The organism is Pseudomonas sp. SCB32, assembly GCF_009189165.1.
Lineage (GTDB): Bacteria > Pseudomonadota > Gammaproteobacteria > Pseudomonadales > Pseudomonadaceae > Pseudomonas.
The window spans coordinates 1,490,690-1,509,906 of record NZ_CP045118.1 but is presented as its reverse complement, the minus strand read 5'-3'; the positions used below and the strand labels follow the sequence as shown (position 1 = coordinate 1,509,906).

Sequence of the window (19,217 nt, the reverse complement as noted above, 5' to 3'; positions counted from 1 at the left end):
CAGCCTTACAGCTTGGCGGCATGCTGGGCCAGGTAGGCGGCAACGCCTTCCGGCGATGCGGTCATGCCGCTGTCGCCTTTCTTCCAGTTGGCCGGGCAGACTTCACCGTGCTCTTCGGTGAACTGCAGGGCGTCGACCAGACGCAGCAGCTCGTCCATGTTGCGGCCCAGCGGCAGGTCGTTGACGATCTGCGAGCGCACCACGCCGTTCTGGTCGATCAGGAAGGCGCCACGGAAAGCGACACCGTCGGCGGACTCGACGTCATAGGCCTTGGCGATTTCGTGGGTGATGTCGGCGGCCAGGGTGTACTTGACCGGGCCGATGCCGCCCTTGTCCACCGGGGTGTTACGCCAGGCGTTGTGGGTGAAGTGGGAGTCGATGGAAACGCCGATGACTTCGACGTTGCGCGCCTGGAACTCAGGGATGCGGCGGTCCAGGGCGATCAGCTCGGACGGGCAGACGAAGGTGAAGTCCAGCGGGTAGAAGAACACCAGGCCGTACTTGCCCTTGATGGCTTCGGACAGCACGAAGCTGTCGACGATCTCGCCATTGCCGAGAACGGCGGCTACGTTGAAGTCGGGAGCTTTCTTACCTACGAGTACGCTCATTCCATGTCTCCTGGGGTGAGGACGTGAGGGAGTGCAAGGTGCCCTGCCCGGCTCGCAACGGCCGGATCAACGGGTTATCCACTCCAGTGGGGCGGCCATGATACACCGCCGTTTTCCGGTGCGCCCAGCGCTTTCCCCGGCTCCCCGACAAGGCTAAGCCATTGACGGAAATGACCATTTATCCGGTCGCGAAAAAGCCCGCCCAGCAAACTTTGACAATCATTCTCATTAAGATTAGTATCGCCTCCAACAACCCCACAGCGATGCGTAGTGCAACCATGTACGTCTGCCTCTGCCAAGGTGTCACCGATACCCATATCCGCGAAGCGATCTACGAAGGTTGCTGCAATTACCGCGAAGTGCGTGAAAGCACCGGCGTCGGCACCCAGTGCGGCAAGTGCGCCTGCCTCGCCAAACAGGTCGTCCGCGAGACCCTGGGCGAACTGCAGAGTGCGCAGTCGATGAACTACTCCCTCGCCTATGCCGCAAGCTGATCGACGCGACCTGCGGTCAATTCAGCAGAGATTCCAAAAAAACCGGGCCATGCCCGGTTTTTTTATGCCTGAAATTCAGCGTCTTAACGCCGAATTGCGGAATGAAAACATTCGCATTCATATTCCTTTTTATAACGAATTCAAGTACTTATGTTTGACAGTCAGTTATAAGAGGACCACACTTTCAGACTCCCCCACTCCACACGGCAGGACCCCGGCATGAAAGGCGACAAGAAAGTCATCCAGCACTTGAACAAGGTCCTCGGTAACGAGCTGATCGCCATCAACCAATACTTCCTGCACTCGCGCATGTGGAACGACTGGGGCCTGAAGCGCCTCGGCGCGCACGAGTACCACGAATCCATCGATGAGATGAAACACGCCGACAAGCTCATCGAACGCATCCTGTTCCTCGAAGGCCTGCCCAACCTGCAGGACCTGGGCAAGCTGCTGGTCGGCGAGAACACCCAGGAAATGCTGCAGTGCGACCTGAACCTGGAACTCAAGGCCTGCAAGGACCTGCGCGACGCCATCGTGCATTGCGAAAGCGTGCATGACTATGTGAGCCGCGACCTGCTCAAGAACATTCTCGAGTCCGAGGAAGAGCACATCGACTACCTGGAAACCCAGCTGGGCCTGATCCAGAAGGTCGGCCTGGAAAACTACCTGCAGTCGCACATGCACGAAGACGACTGATCAGGAAAAAGGCACCGGCGCGGTTGTGGACGTCGGTGCCCTTCCCTTCTAGGCGTTCGCCTTCGGCGGACGACGCACCAGTGACGCCTTGAGCACCAGCCCGGCGCACAGCCCCACCACCACCAGCAACGCCAGACGCAGCCCCACGTGTTCGGCGAGGAAGCCGATCAGCGGCGGCCCGAGCAGCAAGCCCCCGTAACCGAACGACGCCACCGCGGCTACGCCTCTGGACGGCTCGACGCCCGGCCGATTGCCTGCCGCGCCGATCAGGATCGGCACCACCACCGAAAGCCCCACGCCCACCAGGGCGAAACCGGCGATGGCGCCCGCCACCCAAGGGCTGAACAGGGCCAGCAGCGTGCCGGCGATGGCCAGCAGCGCCAGGTTGCGCACCAGCGCCTCGTCGGCGAAGCGCACGCGCAGGCGATCGCCGAACAGCCGTCCCAGCACCATGGTCGCGGAGAACGCCGCGAAGCCCACCGCTGCCAGGCGCTCGGACGCGCCCATCACCTGGTGCAGGAGCAATGCGCCCCAGTCTGCGACCGCGCCCTCGGAAACGAATGCACACACCGTCAGCAACCCAAGACCGATCAAGGCCGGTGGCGGCAGGCGCCAGCCACGTTGGGCCGGCGCCTCCTCCTCCATGGGCTCAGGGCGCCCTTCGAACAGGCTGCGGGCGAAGAACGGCAGGATCGCCACCGCTATCCCCGCCAGCAGGGTGAAATGCCAGATCGGCGCAAGGTCAGCGAGGGCCGCCGCTCCCACTGCACCGACCAGCCCGCCCAGGCTGTACATGCCATGCAGGCCGGCAATGCACGGCCGACCGAGGCGTCGCTCCACCTCCACCGCCTGGGTGTTCATCGCCACGTCCATGGTGGCAAAGGTCAGGCCGACCAGCAGAAAGCCCGCCGCCAGCTCCCAGACATTCTGCGCCAGCCCCAGCAACGGGAAGCTGGCCATCAGCGCCAAACCGGAGACGATGGTGATCGCCCGGCTGCCGTAGCGGCGCACCAGGGCGCCAGCGAAGACGAATGCCAGCAGCGCGCCGCAGCCCGCGCCCAGCAGCGCCTGGCCGAGCTCCTGCTCGTCCACCCCGGTCATGCTCTTGAGCGCCGGCACCCGTCCCATCACGCTGCCGTGCGCCATCCCGCCCATGGCGAAACAGTAGCCGCAGGCCCAGCGCGCGGCGTTCGTCCTTGCTTGTTCGGTCATTTATTCCTTCCCAAAAACAAAGCCCCGCCGAGGCGGGGCTTTGTGCGACAGCACGAAAGACTCAGGCGTTGGCCTTGCCTACGGCGTCCTTGATCAGCGGTTGCAGCTCGCCCTTCTCGAACATCTCGGCCAGGATGTCGCTGCCGCCGACCAGTTCGCCGCCGACCCACAGTTGCGGGAAGGTCGGCCAGTTGGCGTACTTGGGCAGGTTGGCGCGGATTTCCGGGTTCTGCAGGATGTCGACGTAAGCGAACTTCTCGCCGCAAGCCATCAGCACCTGGGCGGCGCGGGCCGAGAAACCGCACTGCGGAGCATTCGGCGAGCCCTTCATGTACAGCAGGACAGGGTTGTTGGCGATCTGTTCTTTGATGGTATCGATGATATCCATGAACTTCCTCGGCTGAACTATCAGATACTGACCCGGCAGCGCCACAGGCGGCTTCTGGCCGGCACGGTTGGGCGCATTGTACTGCAAAGCCGAGCGCGACGCTCGGCTTTGCAGGGCCGCTGCGACAGCCTGTCAGGCCGCCTCGACCTCGACCGGCACACCGTTGAGCGCCGTGTTGCCGGAGAGCGCATCCAGGTGGCGCTCGTCGGTCAGGTCGTTGGCGCTGGCCCCTCCTTGCTCGCGAGCAATGGACAACTGCACCCCCGGCCGTCCATGCCCCCAGCCATGGGGCAGGCTGACCACGCCGGCCATTACCTCGTCGCTGGCCGACACCTCGATCTCGATGCTGCCGACTCGCGAACGTACCCGCACGCGCTGGCCATCCACCAGCCCGCGCGATGCCAGGTCCTGCGGGTGCATGAGCAACTGGTAGCGCGGCTTGCCCTTCACCAGGCGGTGATAGTTGTGCATCCAGGAATTGTTGCTGCGCACATGACGACGGCCAATCAACAACAACTGGTCCGCTGCCGGCGCCTGGGTGTCGGCGAAGCGGCGCAGGTCATTCAGCAGGATTTCCGGCGCGGCCTCGACGCTCCGGCTGGCGGTCTTCAGGCGCGCCGCAAGATTGGGCTGCAGCGGGCCGAGGTCCAGCCCATGAGGATGCTCGCGCAGCCGGGCGAGGTTGAGCTTGTGCTCCGAGGCGTCGCCATAGGGGCCGAACCGCAGCCCCATCTCGATCATCTGTTCCGGCGCCATCGTTGGCTTCAACTCGCTACCCATGCGCGCGGCATAAGCCGTGGCGAGGCCGACGAAGATTTCCCAGTCGTGCAGTGCGCCGTCGGGCCTGGGCAGCACCGCCTCGTTGAAGCGCGTGACGTTGCGCACCGCGAAGATATTGAAGGTGGTGTCGTAGTGATCGTGCTCCAGCGGCGCCGTGGGCGGCAGGATCAGGTCGGCATAGCGGGTGGTCTCGTTGATGTAGAGATCGACGCTGAGCATGAACTCCAGGCCGTCCAGCGCCTGCTCCAGGCGCCGGCCATTGGGCGTGGACAGCACCGGGTTGCCCGCCACCGTCACCAGTGCGCGGATCTGCCCGTCACCCTCGGTGAGCATCTCCTCGGCCAGCGCCGCCACCGGCAACTCGCCGCCATATTCCGGCAGGCCGGACACGCGGCTTTGCCAACGGTTGAAAGCACCACCGGAAGTGGTCGCCACCAAGTCCACCGCCGGCGTGGTGCACAGCGTGCCGCCGACCCGGTCGAGGTTGGCGGTGAGCAGGTTGATCAGTTGCACCAGCCACTGGCAGAGACTGCCGAACACCTGGGTGGAAACACCCATGCGGCCATAGCAGACGGCCTTGTCGGCGGCGGCGAAGTCCCGCGCCAGCTGGCGAATATCCTGGGCCGGCACGCCGCAGCGCACGGCCATCGCCTCGACCTTGAACGGCGCCAGCGCCCCGCGCACGGCCGCAAGGCCCGTCACCGGCAGATGGCTTTCACGGGTGAGACCTTCGCTAAGCAGCGTGTCGAGGATGCCCAGCAGCAAGGCAGCATCCTCGCCCGGGCGGACGAACAAGTGCTGGTCGGCAAGTGCCGCGGTTTCCGTGCGCCGCGGGTCCACCACCACCAGGCGACCGCCGCGGCTCTTCAGGGCCTTCAGACGCTTCTCCACATCCGGCACGGTCATGATGCTGCCGTTGGACGCCAACGGATTGCCGCCCAGGATCAGCATGAAGTCTGTGTGGTCGATGTCGGGGATGGGGATCAGCAGGCCATGGCCGAACATCTGTTGGCTGACCAGGTGATGGGGTAACTGATCGACTGAAGTGGCCGAAAAACGATTGCGAGTTTTCAGCTGCCCCAGGAAATAGTTGCTGTGGGTCATCAGACCGTAGTTATGCACGCTCGGATTGCCCTGGTACACCGCGACGGAATCGCTGCCATGGCGTTCGCGAATGTCCGCCAGACGCGCGGCGACCAGCTCGACGGCCTCGTCCCAACCGATTGGCTGCCATTCGCTGCCCACCCGCCGCACCGGCTGCCGCAGGCGGTCGGGATCATTCTGGATATCCTGCAGCGCCACGGCCTTCGGGCAGACATGGCCACGGCTGAAACTGTCCTGCGCATCGCCCTTGATCGAGAGGATTCGCTCATCCTCGGTCTCGATGGTCAGGCCGCAGATGGCCTCGCACAGGTGGCACGCACGGTGGTGGAGGGTCTTGCTCATGGCTCGCCTCGTTGTTGTTGTCGCCGGGCGCTCATGGCGCCGGTCGTGGGGTCGCAGAGCACTATGGAACGCGCCCCGGATAAGCACCACCAGCTTCTGTCGGGTGAATCCCCAGGCATCAGGAACGACCATGGAGAAACCTCGGCCAACAGGGCCCTTGGGCGAAACTTGCGTAGATGCGTAATTTCCTTATAGGATCGCGCCTTCCCCCATTTCCCGCTCCATGCGGTCCCCCCGCAGGTTCAGCCCGTTTTTTCTCACGAAATCCGGTCGGTACCTCGGCCCGATTCTGAGAATAAGTAGTAGGTACGAACCATGAGCGCACGTCACTTTCTCTCGATGCTGGATTACACGACCGAAGAGCTGCTCGGTCTGATCCGACGCGCCACCGAGCTGAAGGACCTGCGCGACCGAGGTGTGCTCTACGAACCGCTGAAGAACCGCGTGCTGGGCATGATCTTCGAGAAGGCCTCGACCCGTACGCGGATTTCCTTCGAAGCCGGCATGATCCAGCTCGGCGGCCAGGCGATCTTCCTCTCTCCGCGCGACACCCAGCTGGGCCGTGGCGAGCCGATCGCCGACGCCGCACGGGTAATGTCGCGGATGGTCGATGCGGTGATGATCCGCACCTTCGCCCACAGCAACCTGATCGAGTTCTCGGAGAACTCCCGCGTGCCGGTGATCAACGGCCTGTCGGACGACCTGCACCCCTGCCAGCTGCTGGCCGACATGCAGACCTTCCACGAGCACCGTGGCAGCATCGCCGGCAAGACCGTGGCCTGGATCGGCGACGGCAACAACATGTGCAACAGCTACATCGAGGCCGCCATTCGCTTCGACTTCCAGCTGCGCGTGGCCTGCCCCGAGGGCTACGAGCCGAATGCCGGCCTGCTGGACCTGGCGGGCGAGCGCGTGAAGATCGTCCGCGACCCACGCGAAGCGGTGGCCGGCGCGCACCTGGTGAGCACCGATGTCTGGGCCTCCATGGGCCAGGAAGACGAGGCCGCCGCGCGCCTGCGCCTGTTCCAGCCATATCAGGTAACACGTGCGTTGCTCGATGGCGCCGCGGCGGATGTACTATTCATGCACTGCCTGCCGGCCCACCGTGGCGAAGAGATCAGCGAAGACCTGCTGGACGACGCGCGCTCCGTGGCCTGGGACCAGGCGGAAAACCGTCTCCATGCCCAGAAGGCGCTGCTCGAACTGCTGGTCGAGCACGCGCACTACGCCTGAATCCGTTCCGAGTCAGATGACCCCACCGCTGCTGCTCACCCTCGACGATCTTTCCTGTGGCTATGAACAGCAGCGTGTGGTGCAAGGCGTCAGCCTGCACCTGAACGCCGGCGACATCGGCTGCCTGCTCGGCCCCTCGGGCTGCGGCAAGACCACCACCCTGCGCGCCATCGCCGGTTTCGAGCCGGTGCAGAGCGGTCGTATCGAACTGGCCGGCGAAGTCATTTCCCGTCCCGGCTTCACCTTGTCGCCGGAGAAGCGCCGGATCGGCATGGTGTTCCAGGACTACGCCCTGTTCCCGCACCTGTCGGTGGCGGACAACATCGCCTTCGGAATCCGCAGGCATCCCGAGCGCGCGCGCATCGTCGAAGAACTGCTGCAACTGGTGAAGCTCGACGGTCTTGGCCAGCGCTACCCGCATGAGCTTTCCGGTGGCCAGCAGCAACGCGTGGCCCTGGCCCGCGCGCTGGCGCCGCAGCCGCAACTGCTACTGCTCGACGAACCCTTCTCCAACCTCGACGTGGAACTGCGCCGGCAGCTCAGTCACGAGGTGCGGGACATCCTCAAGGCGCGTGGCACCAGCGCCATCCTGGTGACCCATGACCAGGAGGAAGCCTTCGCCGTCAGCGACCACGTCGGCGTATTCCGTCAGGGCCATCTGGAGCAGTGGGATACCCCATTCAACCTCTACCACGAGCCGCAGACGCCCTTCGTCGCCAGCTTCATCGGCCAGGGCTATTTCATTCGCGGCCAGATGCGTGGGAGCGATGCGGTGCAGACCGAACTGGGCGTGCTGTGCGGCAACCGCGCCTACAGCCTGCCCGACGGCAGCGCGGTGGATGTGTTGCTGCGGCCGGACGACCTGGTGCCGGCGGCCGATGGCGCGCTGAAGGCGCGGATAGTCGGCAAGTCATTCCTCGGCGCGGCGACCCTCTACCGCCTGCAACTGCCCACCGGCACCCAGCTGGAATCGATCTTCCCCAGCCACGCCGATCACCAACCCGGTGATGAAGTGGGCATCAGTGTTGCCGCCGAGCACCTGGTGTTGTTCCCGGCCCAGGGCAGCGTGGAAGCGCACCAGGCCCTTAGCCGCCAGCACTGATCCTCAGATGACCATCCGGCCGCTGGCGATCAGCCGCGAGTGGCCGGCGATGCGCACCCGATCGCCCTCCAGCCGGCACCACAGCTCACCACCGCGCGCCGAGCACTGGTAGGCATGCATCTGCAGCTTGTTCAAGCGCTGCGACCAGTAGGGAATCAGGCTGCAATGGGCGGCGCCGGTCACCGGGTCTTCGTTGAGGCCGATGGCCGGGGCGAAGAAGCGCGAGACGAAGTCATGGTCGTCGCCACGCGCGGTGACGATAACCCCCAGGTACGGCATGCGCGCCAGTGCCGCGAAGTCGGGCGTGCAGCTGCGCACTGCATATTCGGACTCCAACAGCACCAGCAGGTGCGCCTGGGTACTCAGGGCGTCCACCACTGGCAGTCCCAACGCCTGCTCAAGCTCTATTGTGCTGCCCGCCTCGCTCGGCGGCTGCGCTGGGAAGTCCAGGGCCAGCCGGCCCTCCTCGCGGAACACACGCAGCGGCCCGGATTGCGAATTGAACTCCAGGGACTGGCCCAGCTCGCCGAAGACCTCGAACAGCACATGGGCGCTCGCCAGCGTGGCGTGGCCGCACAGCGGGACTTCGGCGGTCGGGGTGAACCAGCGAATGCGCCAGCCTTCGGCTTCCTGGACCAGGAAAGCGGTCTCGGACAGGTTGTGCTCGGCGGCGATCTTCTGCATCAACTCATCGGCCAGCCAGGTATCGAGGCGATAGACCATGGCCGGGTTGCCGGCGAAGGGATGGTCGGTGAAGGCATCCACCTGATGGAAATCGAGTTGCATGGCAGTCTCCTGAAAAGTGATACCCGAGCATGACAGAAGCCGACTGGCAGCGAACCGTACAGACCGGACCAGACAGTCCCTTGCTTTGACCGTTGAGCCTCGACCGCTCAGCTTCGACCGATCGGCGCGAACTTCGCAGAGGTCAGCGCGGCCAGTGTCTCGGCGCTCAGCGACACCTCCAGCCCTCTGCGGCCGGCGCTGACGTGAATGCTCGGGAAGCCCTGGGCGGATTCATCGATGAAGGTGCGCAGGCGCTTCTTCTGCCCCAGCGGACTGATGCCGCCAACCAGGTAGCCAGTGGCGCGCTGGGCGGCGTTCGGGTCGGCCATGTCGGCTTTCTTCACGCCAGCAGCATGGGCCAGCGCCTTGAGGTCCAGGGTGCCGGCCACCGGCACCACCGCCACCAGCAACTCGCCCTTCTCGCTGGCGGCCAGCAGGGTCTTGAACACCCGGGCCGGATCGAGATTGAGCTTCTCGGCGGCCTCCAGTCCATAGGACGGCGCCTTGGGGTCGTGCTCATAGCTCAACACTTGGTGCTCGGCGCGGTTCTTCTTCAGCAGGTCGATGGCGGGGGTCATGATCGGCGGGCTTCTCGCAAGCGGCTTTCCAGCGCATAACAGTAAGCCAAGGTGTGGCGCGCTGCACGGTGTTCGCTTCACCGATGCGGATGAATCCCGTATGTTCACCGCCAATCCCCTCCCGGCCCTGCCGCCGGGATTGCCGAACGGAATCCGCACAAGGCCGCCGCCATGACCGACCTGAAGAACAAGAAATACATCGTTGCCCTCGACCAGGGCACCACCAGTTCGCGCGCCATCATCTTCGACCATGACGCCAATGTGGTCAGCGTGGCCCAGCGCGAATTCGCGCAGATCTACCCGCAAGCCGGCTGGGTCGAGCACGATCCCATGGAGATCTGGGCGACCCAGAGCTCGACCCTGGTGGAAGCCCTGGCCCAGGCCAATATCAGCGTCGCCGAGGTGGCCGCCATCGGCATCACCAACCAGCGCGAAACCACCCTGGTGTGGGACAAGGCCAGCGGCCGGCCGATCCACAACGCCATCGTCTGGCAGTGCCGGCGTAGCGCGGCGATCTGCGAGCAGCTCAAGCGCGACGGCCTGGAGCAGCACATCAAGGACACCACCGGCCTGGTCGTCGACCCCTACTTCTCCGGCACCAAGCTCAAGTGGATCCTCGACAACGTCGAAGGCGCCCGCGAACGCGCCGAACGTGGCGAACTGCTGTTCGGCACCGTGGACACCTGGCTGATCTGGAAGCTCACCGAGGGCGAGGTGCACGTCACCGACTACACCAACGCCTCGCGCACGCTGATGTTCGATATCCACAAGCGCGACTGGGACGAGCGCCTGCTCACTGCCCTGGACATCCCGCGCGCCATGCTGCCGCAGGTGCGCGCATCTTCCGAGGTCTACGGTTACGGCAAGGTCGGTGGCCTGGGCGTGCACCGCACGCCGATCGCCGGGATCGCCGGCGACCAGCAGGCCGCGCTGTTCGGCCAGATGTGCGTGGAACCGGGCCAGGCGAAGAACACCTACGGCACCGGCTGCTTCCTGCTGATGAACACCGGCACAAAGGCGGTGAAGTCCACCCACGGCCTGCTCACCACCATCGCCTGCGGTCCGCGTGGCGAGGTGGCCTACGCGCTGGAAGGCGCGGTATTCAATGGCGGCTCCACCGTGCAGTGGCTGCGCGACGAGCTGAAAGTCATCAACGACGCCCACGACTCCGAGTACTTCGCCACCAAAGTGAAGGACAGCAACGGCGTCTACCTGGTGCCCGCCTTCACCGGCCTCGGCGCGCCCTACTGGGACCCGTATGCCCGCGGCGCGCTGTTCGGCCTCACCCGCGGGGTGAAGGCCGACCACCTGATCCGCGCCACGCTGGAATCCATCGCTTACCAGACCCGTGACGTGCTCGACGCCATGCAGCAGGACGCCGGCGAACCGCTGCGTGCCCTGCGCGTGGACGGCGGCGCGGTGGCCAACAACTTCCTCATGCAGTTCCAGGCCGACATCCTCGGCACCCCGGTGGAGCGCCCGCAGATGCGCGAGACCACCGCCCTCGGCGCCGCCGTGCTGGCGGGCCTGGCCTGCGGATTCTGGGGGAGCCTCGCCGAGCTGAAGAACAAGGCGGTGATCGAGCGGGTGTTCCAGCCGGCCTGTGACGAGGCGGAGCGCGCGCGGCTGTATGCCGGGTGGAAGAAGGCTGTCGAACGTACACGCGGTTGGGCAGCCGAAGACTGAACCACCGACCGTAGGATGGCGTAGAGCGCAGCGAAACCCCTCAAGTCTCGCAATCGGGACAGCATGGGTTTCGCTACGCTCTACCCATCCTACTGGGTTGCTTGCGCCTCTTGGTTTCAGCGACTCATGACAGCGCCGCCCCACTCCGGCATCCTTGCCCCTTCGGCCCGTCCACACGAGCACAGCGCATGAACCTGCCACCGCGACAGCAAAGCATCCTCGACCTGGTCCGCGAACGCGGCTACCTGAGCATCGAGGAACTCGCCCAGCAGTTCGCCGTCACCCCGCAGACCATCCGCCGCGACATCAACCAGCTCGCCGAACAGAGCCTGCTGCGCCGCTACCACGGCGGCGCGGCCTGGGATTCGAGCGTCGAGAACACCGCCTACAACACCCGTGCCGACCAGATGCGCGACGAGAAGCAGCGCATCGCCGAAGCCATCGCCGCGCACATCCCGGACAACGCCTCGCTGTTCATCAACATCGGCACCACCACCGAAGCCATCGCCCGCGCCCTGCTCGGCCACAGCCACCTGAAGATCATCACCAACAACCTGCACGTCGCCAGCATCCTCGCCGGCAAGGACGACTTCGAAGTGCTGGTGGCCGGCGGCACCGTGCGCAGCGACGGCGGCGTGGTCGGCCAGGCGGCGGTGGACTTCATCGAGCAGTTCCGCGTCGACTTCGCCGTGGTCGGCATCAGCGGCATCGACGAAGACGGCAGCCTGCTGGACTTCGACTACCAGGAAGTGCGCGTCTCCCGCGCCATCATCGACAACGCCCGGCAGGTGTTCCTCGCCGCCGACTCCAGCAAGTTCGGGCGCAACGCCATGGTGCGCCTGGGGCCGATCGCCCTGGTCAACCGGGTGTTCACCGACAGCCCGCCCCCCGCCGCCGTGGCACGCCTGCTGGCGCAGCACAAGGTCCAGCTCGAACTGGTCTGAGCGTCCGTTCTCACCTCCACACCCTCCCCGAGCGTTCAATTTCGAAGAAACTGACGAATGCCTGCGCGATTTCGCGCCCAGAGCTGGTCACGTTTCATTCATCGAACTAAGATATTTTCGAAAACGAACATAAATGCGTTCACTTCCACTCTCGAGGCATCCCCATGAACCCAACCCGCTCGCGCAACGCGCCCCTGGCCGAAGTCTATGACCTGGCCGTCGTCGGCGGTGGGATCAATGGCGTGGGCATCGCGGCGGACGCCGCCGGGCGCGGTCTCTCGGTGTTCCTCTGCGAACAGCATGACCTGGCCAGCCACACCTCCTCCGCCAGCAGCAAGCTGATCCACGGCGGCCTGCGCTACCTCGAACACCACGAATTCCGCCTGGTGCGTGAAGCCCTGGCCGAGCGTGAAGTACTGCTGGCCAAGGCACCGCACATCGTCCACCCGCTGCGCTTCGTCCTGCCGCACCGCCCGCACCTGCGCCCGGCCTGGATGATCCGCGCCGGTCTGTTCCTCTACGACCACCTCGGCAAGCGCGAGAAGCTGCCGGGCTCGCGCAGCCTGCGCTTCGGCCAGGACAGCCCGTTGAAAGCCGAGATCACCCGCGGCTTCGAGTACTCCGACTGCGCGGTGGACGACGCTCGCCTGGTGGTACTCAACGCCATGAGCGCCCGCGAGCACGGCGCGCACATCCACCCACGCACCCGCTGCGTCAGCGCGCGGCGCAGCAAGGGCCTGTGGCACCTGCATCTGGAGCGCAAGGACGGCAGCCTCTATTCGATCCGCGCCCGCTGCCTGGTCAACGCCGCCGGCCCCTGGGTCGACCGCTTCCTGCGCGAGGAACTGCGCCAGAAGCCGCCCTACGGTATTCGCCTGATCCAGGGCAGCCACCTGATCGTGCCGCGCCTGTACGAAGGCGAGCACGCCTACATCCTGCAGAACGAGGACCGCCGGATCGTCTTCGCGATTCCCTACCTGCAGCACTTCACCCTGATCGGCACCACCGACCGCGAGTACAAGGGTGACCCGGCGCAGATCCGCATCAGCGAGGAAGAAACCGATTACCTGCTGAACGTGGTCAATGCCCACTTCAAGCGCCAGCTCGGGCGCGAGGACATCCTGCGCAGCTTCTCCGGGGTGCGTCCGCTGTGCGACGACGAGTCCGACGATCCCTCCGCCGTCACCCGCGACTACACCCTGGCGCTGGACAACACCCCCGGCGAGGCCCCACTGCTCTCGGTGTTCGGCGGCAAGCTCACCACCTACCGCAAGCTCGCCGAGGCCGCACTGGAACAGCTGGCACCGTATTTCGCCGGCGTCATGGGGCCGAGCTGGACCGCCGCCGCCCCGTTGCCTGGCGGCGAGGCGCTGACCAGCCTCGAAGACCTCGCCGTGCAGCTGATGGAGCACCTGCGCCAGCTCGACCCGGCCCTCGCCCACCGCTGGGCCAACACCTACGGCAGCCGCGTGTGGAAGCTGCTGGGTGGCGCCGGCGATCTCAGCGAACTGGGCGAACACCTGGGCGGCGGGCTCTACGCCCGCGAAGTGGAATACCTGTGCCGCGAAGAGTGGGCGCGCGAAGCCGAGGACATCCTCTGGCGCCGCACCAAGCTCGGCCTGTTCCTCACCGCCCGGCAACAGGAGCGGCTGGAGCAGTACCTGCACAGCGAACATCCACTGGAACCGAGCACACAGGTGGCCTGACGCACCGGAAGTCGGATTGACGGCCTGCCGCGCTCACCGATAATGCCCGACGCCACCATCCGGTGGCGTCGCTGTATCGAGACCACCGTGGACCTGATTCTCAAGGCAAGCCTCGGCGCCGGCGTGGTGCTGATCCTCGCCGCGCTGTCGAAGACGCGCAATTACTACATCGCCGGGCTGGTGCCACTGTTCCCCACCTTCGCCCTGATCGCCCACTACATCGTTGGCAAGAGCCGTTCGCTGGATGACCTGAAGAGCACCATCGCCTTCGGCATGTGGTCGATCATCCCCTACTTCGTCTATCTCGCCGCGCTTTACCTATTGGTGGACCGTCTGCGCCTGGAACTTTCGCTGGCGATGGCGGCACTGGCCTGGCTGGTGGCCGCCACGGTGCTGGTGAGCGTCTGGGTGCGCCTGCACTGAATCAGGCGCGCTCGGCCAGGCTGGCTTCCAGCTCCTCGATGCGCGCCTGCAGGCGATCGCGTTCGGCGCGTTCGGCGCTGATGTCCTCGAACACGCTGATCAGGTGGTCGGGCATGCCGTCCTGGCGGCGGCGCTGCAGCGAGGTGCGCACGCGTACCCAGACGTAGTCGCCGTCACGGCGGCGCACGCGTTTCTCCACCACGTAGCGGTCGAAGCGACCAGCCAGCAGCTGGCGCAGCAGTTCGAGGTTCTTGCCCAGGTCGTCCGGGTGGGTGAGTTCCTGGAAGGTCATGGAGTACAGCTCCAGCGGGCTGTAGCCGAGCAGTTCGCAGAGGCTGCCGTTGACCCGCTGCCAGCCACCGTCCAGGCCGATATAGGCCAATGCACCCCAGGTCAGTTCGAAGATCGCGCGGAAGCGTTCCTCGCTATTGCGCAGCGCGTCCTCGGTAATCATCCGCGCGGTGTTGTCCATGCTGATGCCGACCATCTTCACCGGCCGCCCCACGGCGTCCTGCACCACGCTCGCGCGGGAGGCGATCCAGCGCAGCGCGCCATCGGGCTGGAAGATGCGGAAATCGCACTCGCAAGTGCCGCCCTCGGCGATGGCGCGGTCGTACATGGCCTGCATGGCGGCGATGTCCTCCGGCGGCAGATGGCGCCAGAAGTCCTTGTTGGAGGTGACCGGCCAGCCGTAGACAACCTCGACGTTGGGCGAGTAGGTCACTTCGTCGCTGATCAGGTTCCATTCCCAGGTGACGATGCGCGCGCCTTCCTGGGCCAGCTTCATGCGCGCTTCGCTTTCCATGATCTCGGCGGTGTAGCGGCGGCGCAGGTCGGTCATCGGCAGTTCGATCGGCTCGGCCTGCTGCACGTCGCGCAGGGCTTCCTCGCCGTAGCGCAGCCAGATCCAGTTGACCTTGAGGAAGTCCGCCAGCTTGCGCAGGTTGTCATAGTCGATCTCGCCGCCCTTGGTCCACTTGTGCACCGCGGTGCGCGAAATGCCCAGGGCCGTGCCCACTGCCTGCAGGGTCAGCTTGTGGAGTTCGAGCAATTCCTTGAGACGGAAGGCGAAGCTGTTTTCCTGCATGGAAGGCATAGTCCCTGAAGATCGTCGAGGACTGCAGTATACACAGCTGTAAACTGACGGATAACAGATGCGTAGCGGTTACGGATGGAAGGGGCGACAGTGGCGTTGCGCGAGGCGCATGGAAGCAATGGCGCTCTTCCGTGAAGCCCTTGCCTGGGGGCTCCCCGACGCTGTTTTCTGGGTCCCCGCGTTCGCGGGGATGACGCAGGAGGCTCGACTGTCAGCTCGTCACTCCCGCGAACGCGGGAGCCCGGAAGGCAGGAGCGTAGGGCGTATGACGTTCGACGTTATACGCCCGGCGGATACTTCAGAGATCGATCACCAGCCGCTCGCCACGCGCCCGCGAGACGCAGAGCATCATGGTCTGCTGCGAGGCTTTTTCGTCGTCGGAGAGGTACTGGTCGAAGTGCTCCACCTCGCCTTCGAGGATGGCCGTCTCGCAGGTGCCGCAAACGCCTTCGCGGCACAGGCATTCCACCTTGGCCGCCTTCACGTTCTCGATGGCCTGGATGATGGTCATGCCCTCCTCCACCCGCAGCTCGCGGCCGGAACGGCCCAGCACCAGGGTGAAGGCACCGCCGCTGGCCGGGGCCGCGGCAAATTGTTCGAAATGCACGCGGGCGTCAGCGATGCCGGCCTTCTTCGCACCTTCGATCACTGCGTCGATCAGCGGCTTGGGGCCGCAGACGTAGACGTGGGCGTCGTCAGCCAGCGAGTCGAACAGCCCGGCGAGGTCCAGGCGGCGCTCCAGGCTGTCGATGTAGAAACGCACGCTTTCGCCATGCGGGCCGTCAGCCAGGTCGCCCTGGAAGGCGCCGTGTTCCGGGCTGCGGAAGGCGTAGTGCAGTTCGTAGGGCACCGCGCTGCCTTCCAGCTCATGCAGCTGGGAGAGGAACGGGGTGATGCCGATGCCGCCGGCAATCAGCACGTGGCGTCCGGCCTTGGGGTCCAGGCCGAACAGGTTGTTCGGGGTGGAGATGGTCAGCTCACTGCCGACTTCCACCTGCTGGTGCATGAAGGCCGAGCCACCCTTGGATTGCTCTTCCAGGCGCACGCCGATCTGGTAGTGGCTCAGGTCGCGCGGGTCGCTCATCAGCGAGTAGGCGTTGCTGAACGCGCCGCCGTCGGCGGCCTGCATCTGCACGATCACGTGGCTGCCGCCGGTGAAGGCCGGCATCGGCTGGCCATCGGCGCGCGCCAGGGTGAAGCGCTTGATCTGCGGGGTCGCCTGTTCCACTGCGGTCACCCGCACGCTGAACATCTCGTATGTGTTGGCCATCATTCACCTCAATTGCGACACGGGGCGGCGGCCTCGCCGCCCCGGCTATTCCTCGCCCGGCTCACACCGCCAGGCAGAGGTACTTGATTTCCAGGTAGTCCTCGATGCCGTACTTGGAGCCTTCACGGCCCAGGCCCGACTGCTTGACCCCACCGAACGGCGCGACCTCGTTGGAGATCAGCCCGGTGTTGACCCCGACCATGCCGTATTCCAGGCGCTCGGCGACCCTGAACACGCGGGCCAGGTCACGGCTGTAGAAGTACGCGGCCAGGCCGTAGAGGGTGTCGTTGGCCAGTTCGATCACTTCGGCGTCGGAGGAGAAGCGCACCAGCGCCGCCACCGGGCCGAAGATTTCGTCCTGCAGCAGGTCCATGCCGGGGCGGATGCTGCCGAGCACGGTGGGCTCGAAGAAGTTGCCGCCGCGTGCGTGGGGCTTGCCGCCCAGCACCAGCTCGGCGCCCTTGGCGGTGGCGTCGTCGACCAGGCTCTGCACCTTGGCCACGGCCTTGTCGGTGATCAGCGGACCGATCTGGGTGCCCTGCTCGGCACCATGGCCGACCGCCAGCTCGCGAACGCGCTCGACGAAGCGCGCGGAGAAGCGCTCGTACACCGCGTCATGCACGTAGAAGCGGTTGACGCACACGCAGGTCTGCCCGGCGTTGCGGTACTTGGCGATCAGCGCGCCTTCAACCGCCGCCTCGATGTCGGCGTCCTCGAAGACGATGAACGGCGCGTTGCCGCCCAGCTCCAGGGAGACTTTCTTGATGGTCTCGGCGCACTGGCCCATGAGCAGGCGGCCAACCGGCGTCGAGCCGGTGAAGCTGAGCTTGCGCACCAGCGGGTGGCCGGTGAGCTGGGCGCCGATGGCCGGCGCATCGCCGGTGACCACGCTGAGCACGCCCGCCGGGATGCCGGCGCGCTCGGCCAGTGCAACCAGCGCCAGCGCGGAGAACGGGGTTTCGTTGGCAGGCTTGATCACCATGGTGCAGCCGGCAGCCAATGCCGGCGCGGCCTTGCGGGTGATCATCGCCGCCGGGAAGTTCCACGGGGTGATGGCCGCGCAGACGCCGATGCCCTGCTTGATGACCAGCAGGCGCTTGTCCGCCGCCGGGCTCGGAATCACGTCGCCGTAGATGCGCTTGCCTTCTTCGGCGAACCACTCGATGAAGGACGCCGCGTAGCGGATTTCCCCGAGGGCCTCGTGCAGCGGCTTGCCCTGCTCGAAGGTCATCAGGCGAGCCAAGTCCTCTTCGTGTTCGAGCAGCAGCTCGAACCAGCGACGCAGGATCTGCGCGCGTTCCTTGGCGGTCTTCGCCCGCCAGCCTTCCAGCGCGGCGTTCGCCGCTTCGATGGCGCGCATGGCTTCGGCGCCGCCCATCAGCGGCACACTGCCCAGGCGCTCGCCGGTGGCCGGGTCATGCACGTCCAGGCTGCGGCCGTCGTCGGCATCGCACCAGCGCCCGTCTATGAAGGCTTGCTGGCGGAACAGGTTGGAATCGTTGAGTTTCACGCAAGGTACTCCGCGAGATGCCGCCGGCCACGCGGGCCGGCGGCACGCTTGATCAGTCGAGGTGGGAGACGGCGATCAGGTTGTGGAAGTGGGCGATGCCGTGCTCGCTGATGCCGGAGCGCTCCTTGTCCACCATGATCCGGCCCTGGCCGCGGTAGCCGCGGGACTTCAGGCCCTTCTGCACGCTCTCGACCAGGCGCAGGTCTTCCGGACGGAAGACTTCGCGGTACCAGTCGATCAGCTTCTGCTGCTCTTCGGTGATGTCCTTGTTGAGGAAGTAGATGTCGTAGTGCTGCAGGGTGGTTTCGGCATCGACCGGGAACTCGTAGATCACAGTCATGAAGTTGGCGCCCGGCGGCACGTTGAACATGGTGCACGGCCAGGCCCAGAAGCCGCAGAAGGACGGATCGGAAACGCCCTCGTCTACCTTGAACGACTGCTCGGAGGACTTGGCGATGCCGTACTGCAGCGACCAGTTGCCATGCAGGGTGTGGGTGTACTGGCCGACGTCCACGGAGTCGGCGAAGCTCGGGTGAGCCGGGCCGCAGTGGTAGCACTCCATGTAGTTGTCGACGATGGACTTCCAGTTGGCCGGGGTTTTGCTGACGAAGCGGGCGGCCAGGTGCAGGTCGTCGATCACGCCGCAGGCCTGGCGCATGCGCGCTTCCAGGCCCGGCAGCTGCTCTTCGACACTGCCGGCATCGAGGTCCATGTTGATGAAGATGAAGCCGGCGTACTCCTCGACCTTCACCGGTACCAGGCTGTAGTCACCCTTGTCGAAGGCTTCCACCTGGTCGCAGTTGCGCACGTGGGTCAGTTCGCCGTCGAGCTTGAAGGTCCAGGCGTGGTACGGGCAGGCGATGACGTTCTTGGCGATGCCGCCGGTGCCTTCCAGCAACTGGTGGCCACGGTGCGGGCAGACGTTGTAGAAGGCGCGCAGCACGCCGTCGCGGCCACGGACGACGATGATGCTCTCGCCGATCACCTCACGGACGATGTAGGCGTTCTTCTCCGCGACTTCGCTGCGGTGGCCCATGCAGATCCAGCTGTGGGCGAAGATCTTTTCCTTCTCGTGGTCGAATACGGCATCGCTGGTGTAGAACTTCGCCGGGATGGTGTAAGCGTGGCTCGGGTTGTTGCAGAAATCGGCGGGCAGGCGTTCGAAATCGGTCATCTCATCTCTCCAGGCTTCAACGACTCGCGGCGCGGCGGTCGATTTACTTATTGGTTAACTGAAATCTGATGGTTAACAGAACAGG

The 19,217-nt window shown here is 65.4% G+C and carries 18 protein-coding genes; 8 read left to right on the top strand and 10 right to left on the bottom strand.

The genetic code is table 11. The features are described from left to right. Positions 1-5 precede the first annotated feature (5 nt). On the bottom strand, positions 6-608 hold the full coding sequence (locus GA645_RS07005) for a peroxiredoxin (protein ID WP_152221221.1): 603 nt from the start codon (positions 606-608) through the stop codon (positions 6-8). A gap of 278 nt (positions 609-886) precedes the next feature. Between GA645_RS07005 and GA645_RS07000 the strand changes: the two genes are divergently transcribed. Both GA645_RS07000 and bfrB read left to right on the top strand, forming a co-directional pair. Then, complete coding sequence (locus tag GA645_RS07000; RefSeq protein ID WP_152221219.1) at positions 887-1,102, top strand: bacterioferritin-associated ferredoxin; 216 nt, start codon at positions 887-889, stop codon at positions 1,100-1,102. Between the two features lie 219 nt (positions 1,103-1,321). Further along, complete coding sequence (bfrB, locus tag GA645_RS06995) at positions 1,322-1,798, top strand: bacterioferritin BfrB (protein ID WP_152221217.1); 477 nt, start codon at positions 1,322-1,324, stop codon at positions 1,796-1,798. Positions 1,799-1,846: 48 nt separating this feature from the next. On the opposite strand, the gene GA645_RS06990 is transcribed toward bfrB, so the two are convergent. From GA645_RS06990 to GA645_RS06980, 3 genes are all read right to left on the bottom strand, one after another. Further along, a complete protein-coding gene (locus tag GA645_RS06990; protein ID WP_152221215.1) occupies positions 1,847-3,010 on the bottom strand; it encodes an MFS transporter in 1,164 nt (387 codons plus the stop codon). Between the two features lie 61 nt (positions 3,011-3,071). Continuing rightward, positions 3,072-3,398: a Grx4 family monothiol glutaredoxin gene (gene grxD / locus GA645_RS06985; protein ID WP_043250272.1), complete on the bottom strand. Its 327-nt coding sequence runs from the start codon at positions 3,396-3,398 to the stop codon at positions 3,072-3,074. A 132-nt stretch (positions 3,399-3,530) separates the two neighbouring features. After that, positions 3,531-5,624, bottom strand: coding sequence for a molybdopterin oxidoreductase family protein (locus tag GA645_RS06980; RefSeq protein ID WP_152221213.1), 2,094 nt, complete (start codon positions 5,622-5,624; stop codon positions 3,531-3,533). A gap of 315 nt (positions 5,625-5,939) precedes the next feature. Here GA645_RS06980 and argF point away from each other — a divergent pair, with 315 nt between their 5' ends. Further along, positions 5,940-6,857, top strand: a complete 918-nt coding sequence (argF, locus tag GA645_RS06975; protein WP_152221211.1) for an ornithine carbamoyltransferase — start codon at positions 5,940-5,942, stop codon at positions 6,855-6,857. 16 nt (positions 6,858-6,873) lie between these two features. Further along, on the top strand, positions 6,874-7,959 hold the full coding sequence (locus tag GA645_RS06970; protein WP_152221209.1) for an ABC transporter ATP-binding protein: 1,086 nt from the start codon (positions 6,874-6,876) through the stop codon (positions 7,957-7,959). A gap of 3 nt (positions 7,960-7,962) precedes the next feature. On the opposite strand, the gene GA645_RS06965 is transcribed toward GA645_RS06970, so the two are convergent. Then, on the bottom strand, positions 7,963-8,745 hold the full coding sequence (locus tag GA645_RS06965; RefSeq protein ID WP_152221207.1) for a PhzF family phenazine biosynthesis protein: 783 nt from the start codon (positions 8,743-8,745) through the stop codon (positions 7,963-7,965). Between the two features lie 107 nt (positions 8,746-8,852). Next, entirely contained in the window at positions 8,853-9,323 is a 471-nt protein-coding gene (ybaK, locus tag GA645_RS06960) for a Cys-tRNA(Pro) deacylase (RefSeq protein WP_152221205.1), read from the bottom strand. A 171-nt stretch (positions 9,324-9,494) separates the two neighbouring features. Here ybaK and glpK point away from each other — a divergent pair, with 171 nt between their 5' ends. The 4 genes from glpK (at position 9,495) to GA645_RS06940 (ending at position 14,082) form a co-directional block, all read left to right on the top strand. Next, the gene (gene glpK, locus GA645_RS06955; protein WP_152221203.1) at positions 9,495-11,009 is read left to right on the top strand and encodes a glycerol kinase GlpK; all 1,515 of its coding nucleotides are present in this window, start codon (positions 9,495-9,497) and stop codon (positions 11,007-11,009) included. A gap of 188 nt (positions 11,010-11,197) precedes the next feature. Then, positions 11,198-11,953, top strand: coding sequence for a DeoR/GlpR family transcriptional regulator (locus tag GA645_RS06950; RefSeq protein ID WP_152221201.1), 756 nt, complete (start codon positions 11,198-11,200; stop codon positions 11,951-11,953). 164 nt (positions 11,954-12,117) lie between these two features. Next, positions 12,118-13,659, top strand: coding sequence for a glycerol-3-phosphate dehydrogenase (gene glpD, locus GA645_RS06945; protein WP_152221199.1), 1,542 nt, complete (start codon positions 12,118-12,120; stop codon positions 13,657-13,659). A gap of 96 nt (positions 13,660-13,755) precedes the next feature. Further along, complete coding sequence (locus GA645_RS06940; RefSeq protein WP_178119615.1) at positions 13,756-14,082, top strand: GlpM family protein; 327 nt, start codon at positions 13,756-13,758, stop codon at positions 14,080-14,082. 1 nt (position 14,083) lies between these two features. On the opposite strand, the gene GA645_RS06935 is transcribed toward GA645_RS06940, so the two are convergent. The 4 genes from GA645_RS06935 to GA645_RS06920 all read right to left on the bottom strand — a co-directional run bounded on the left by GA645_RS06935 (position 14,084) and on the right by GA645_RS06920 (position 19,132). Beyond that, entirely contained in the window at positions 14,084-15,169 is a 1,086-nt protein-coding gene (locus GA645_RS06935; protein ID WP_152221195.1) for a helix-turn-helix transcriptional regulator, read from the bottom strand. A gap of 307 nt (positions 15,170-15,476) precedes the next feature. Further along, positions 15,477-16,448, bottom strand: a complete 972-nt coding sequence (locus GA645_RS06930) for a PDR/VanB family oxidoreductase (protein ID WP_152227955.1) — start codon at positions 16,446-16,448, stop codon at positions 15,477-15,479. A gap of 61 nt (positions 16,449-16,509) precedes the next feature. Then, positions 16,510-17,958, bottom strand: a complete 1,449-nt coding sequence (gene gabD / locus GA645_RS06925; RefSeq protein WP_152221193.1) for an NADP-dependent succinate-semialdehyde dehydrogenase — start codon at positions 17,956-17,958, stop codon at positions 16,510-16,512. A gap of 52 nt (positions 17,959-18,010) precedes the next feature. After that, complete coding sequence (locus tag GA645_RS06920) at positions 18,011-19,132, bottom strand: aromatic ring-hydroxylating dioxygenase subunit alpha (protein ID WP_152221191.1); 1,122 nt, start codon at positions 19,130-19,132, stop codon at positions 18,011-18,013. Positions 19,133-19,217 lie beyond the last annotated feature (85 nt).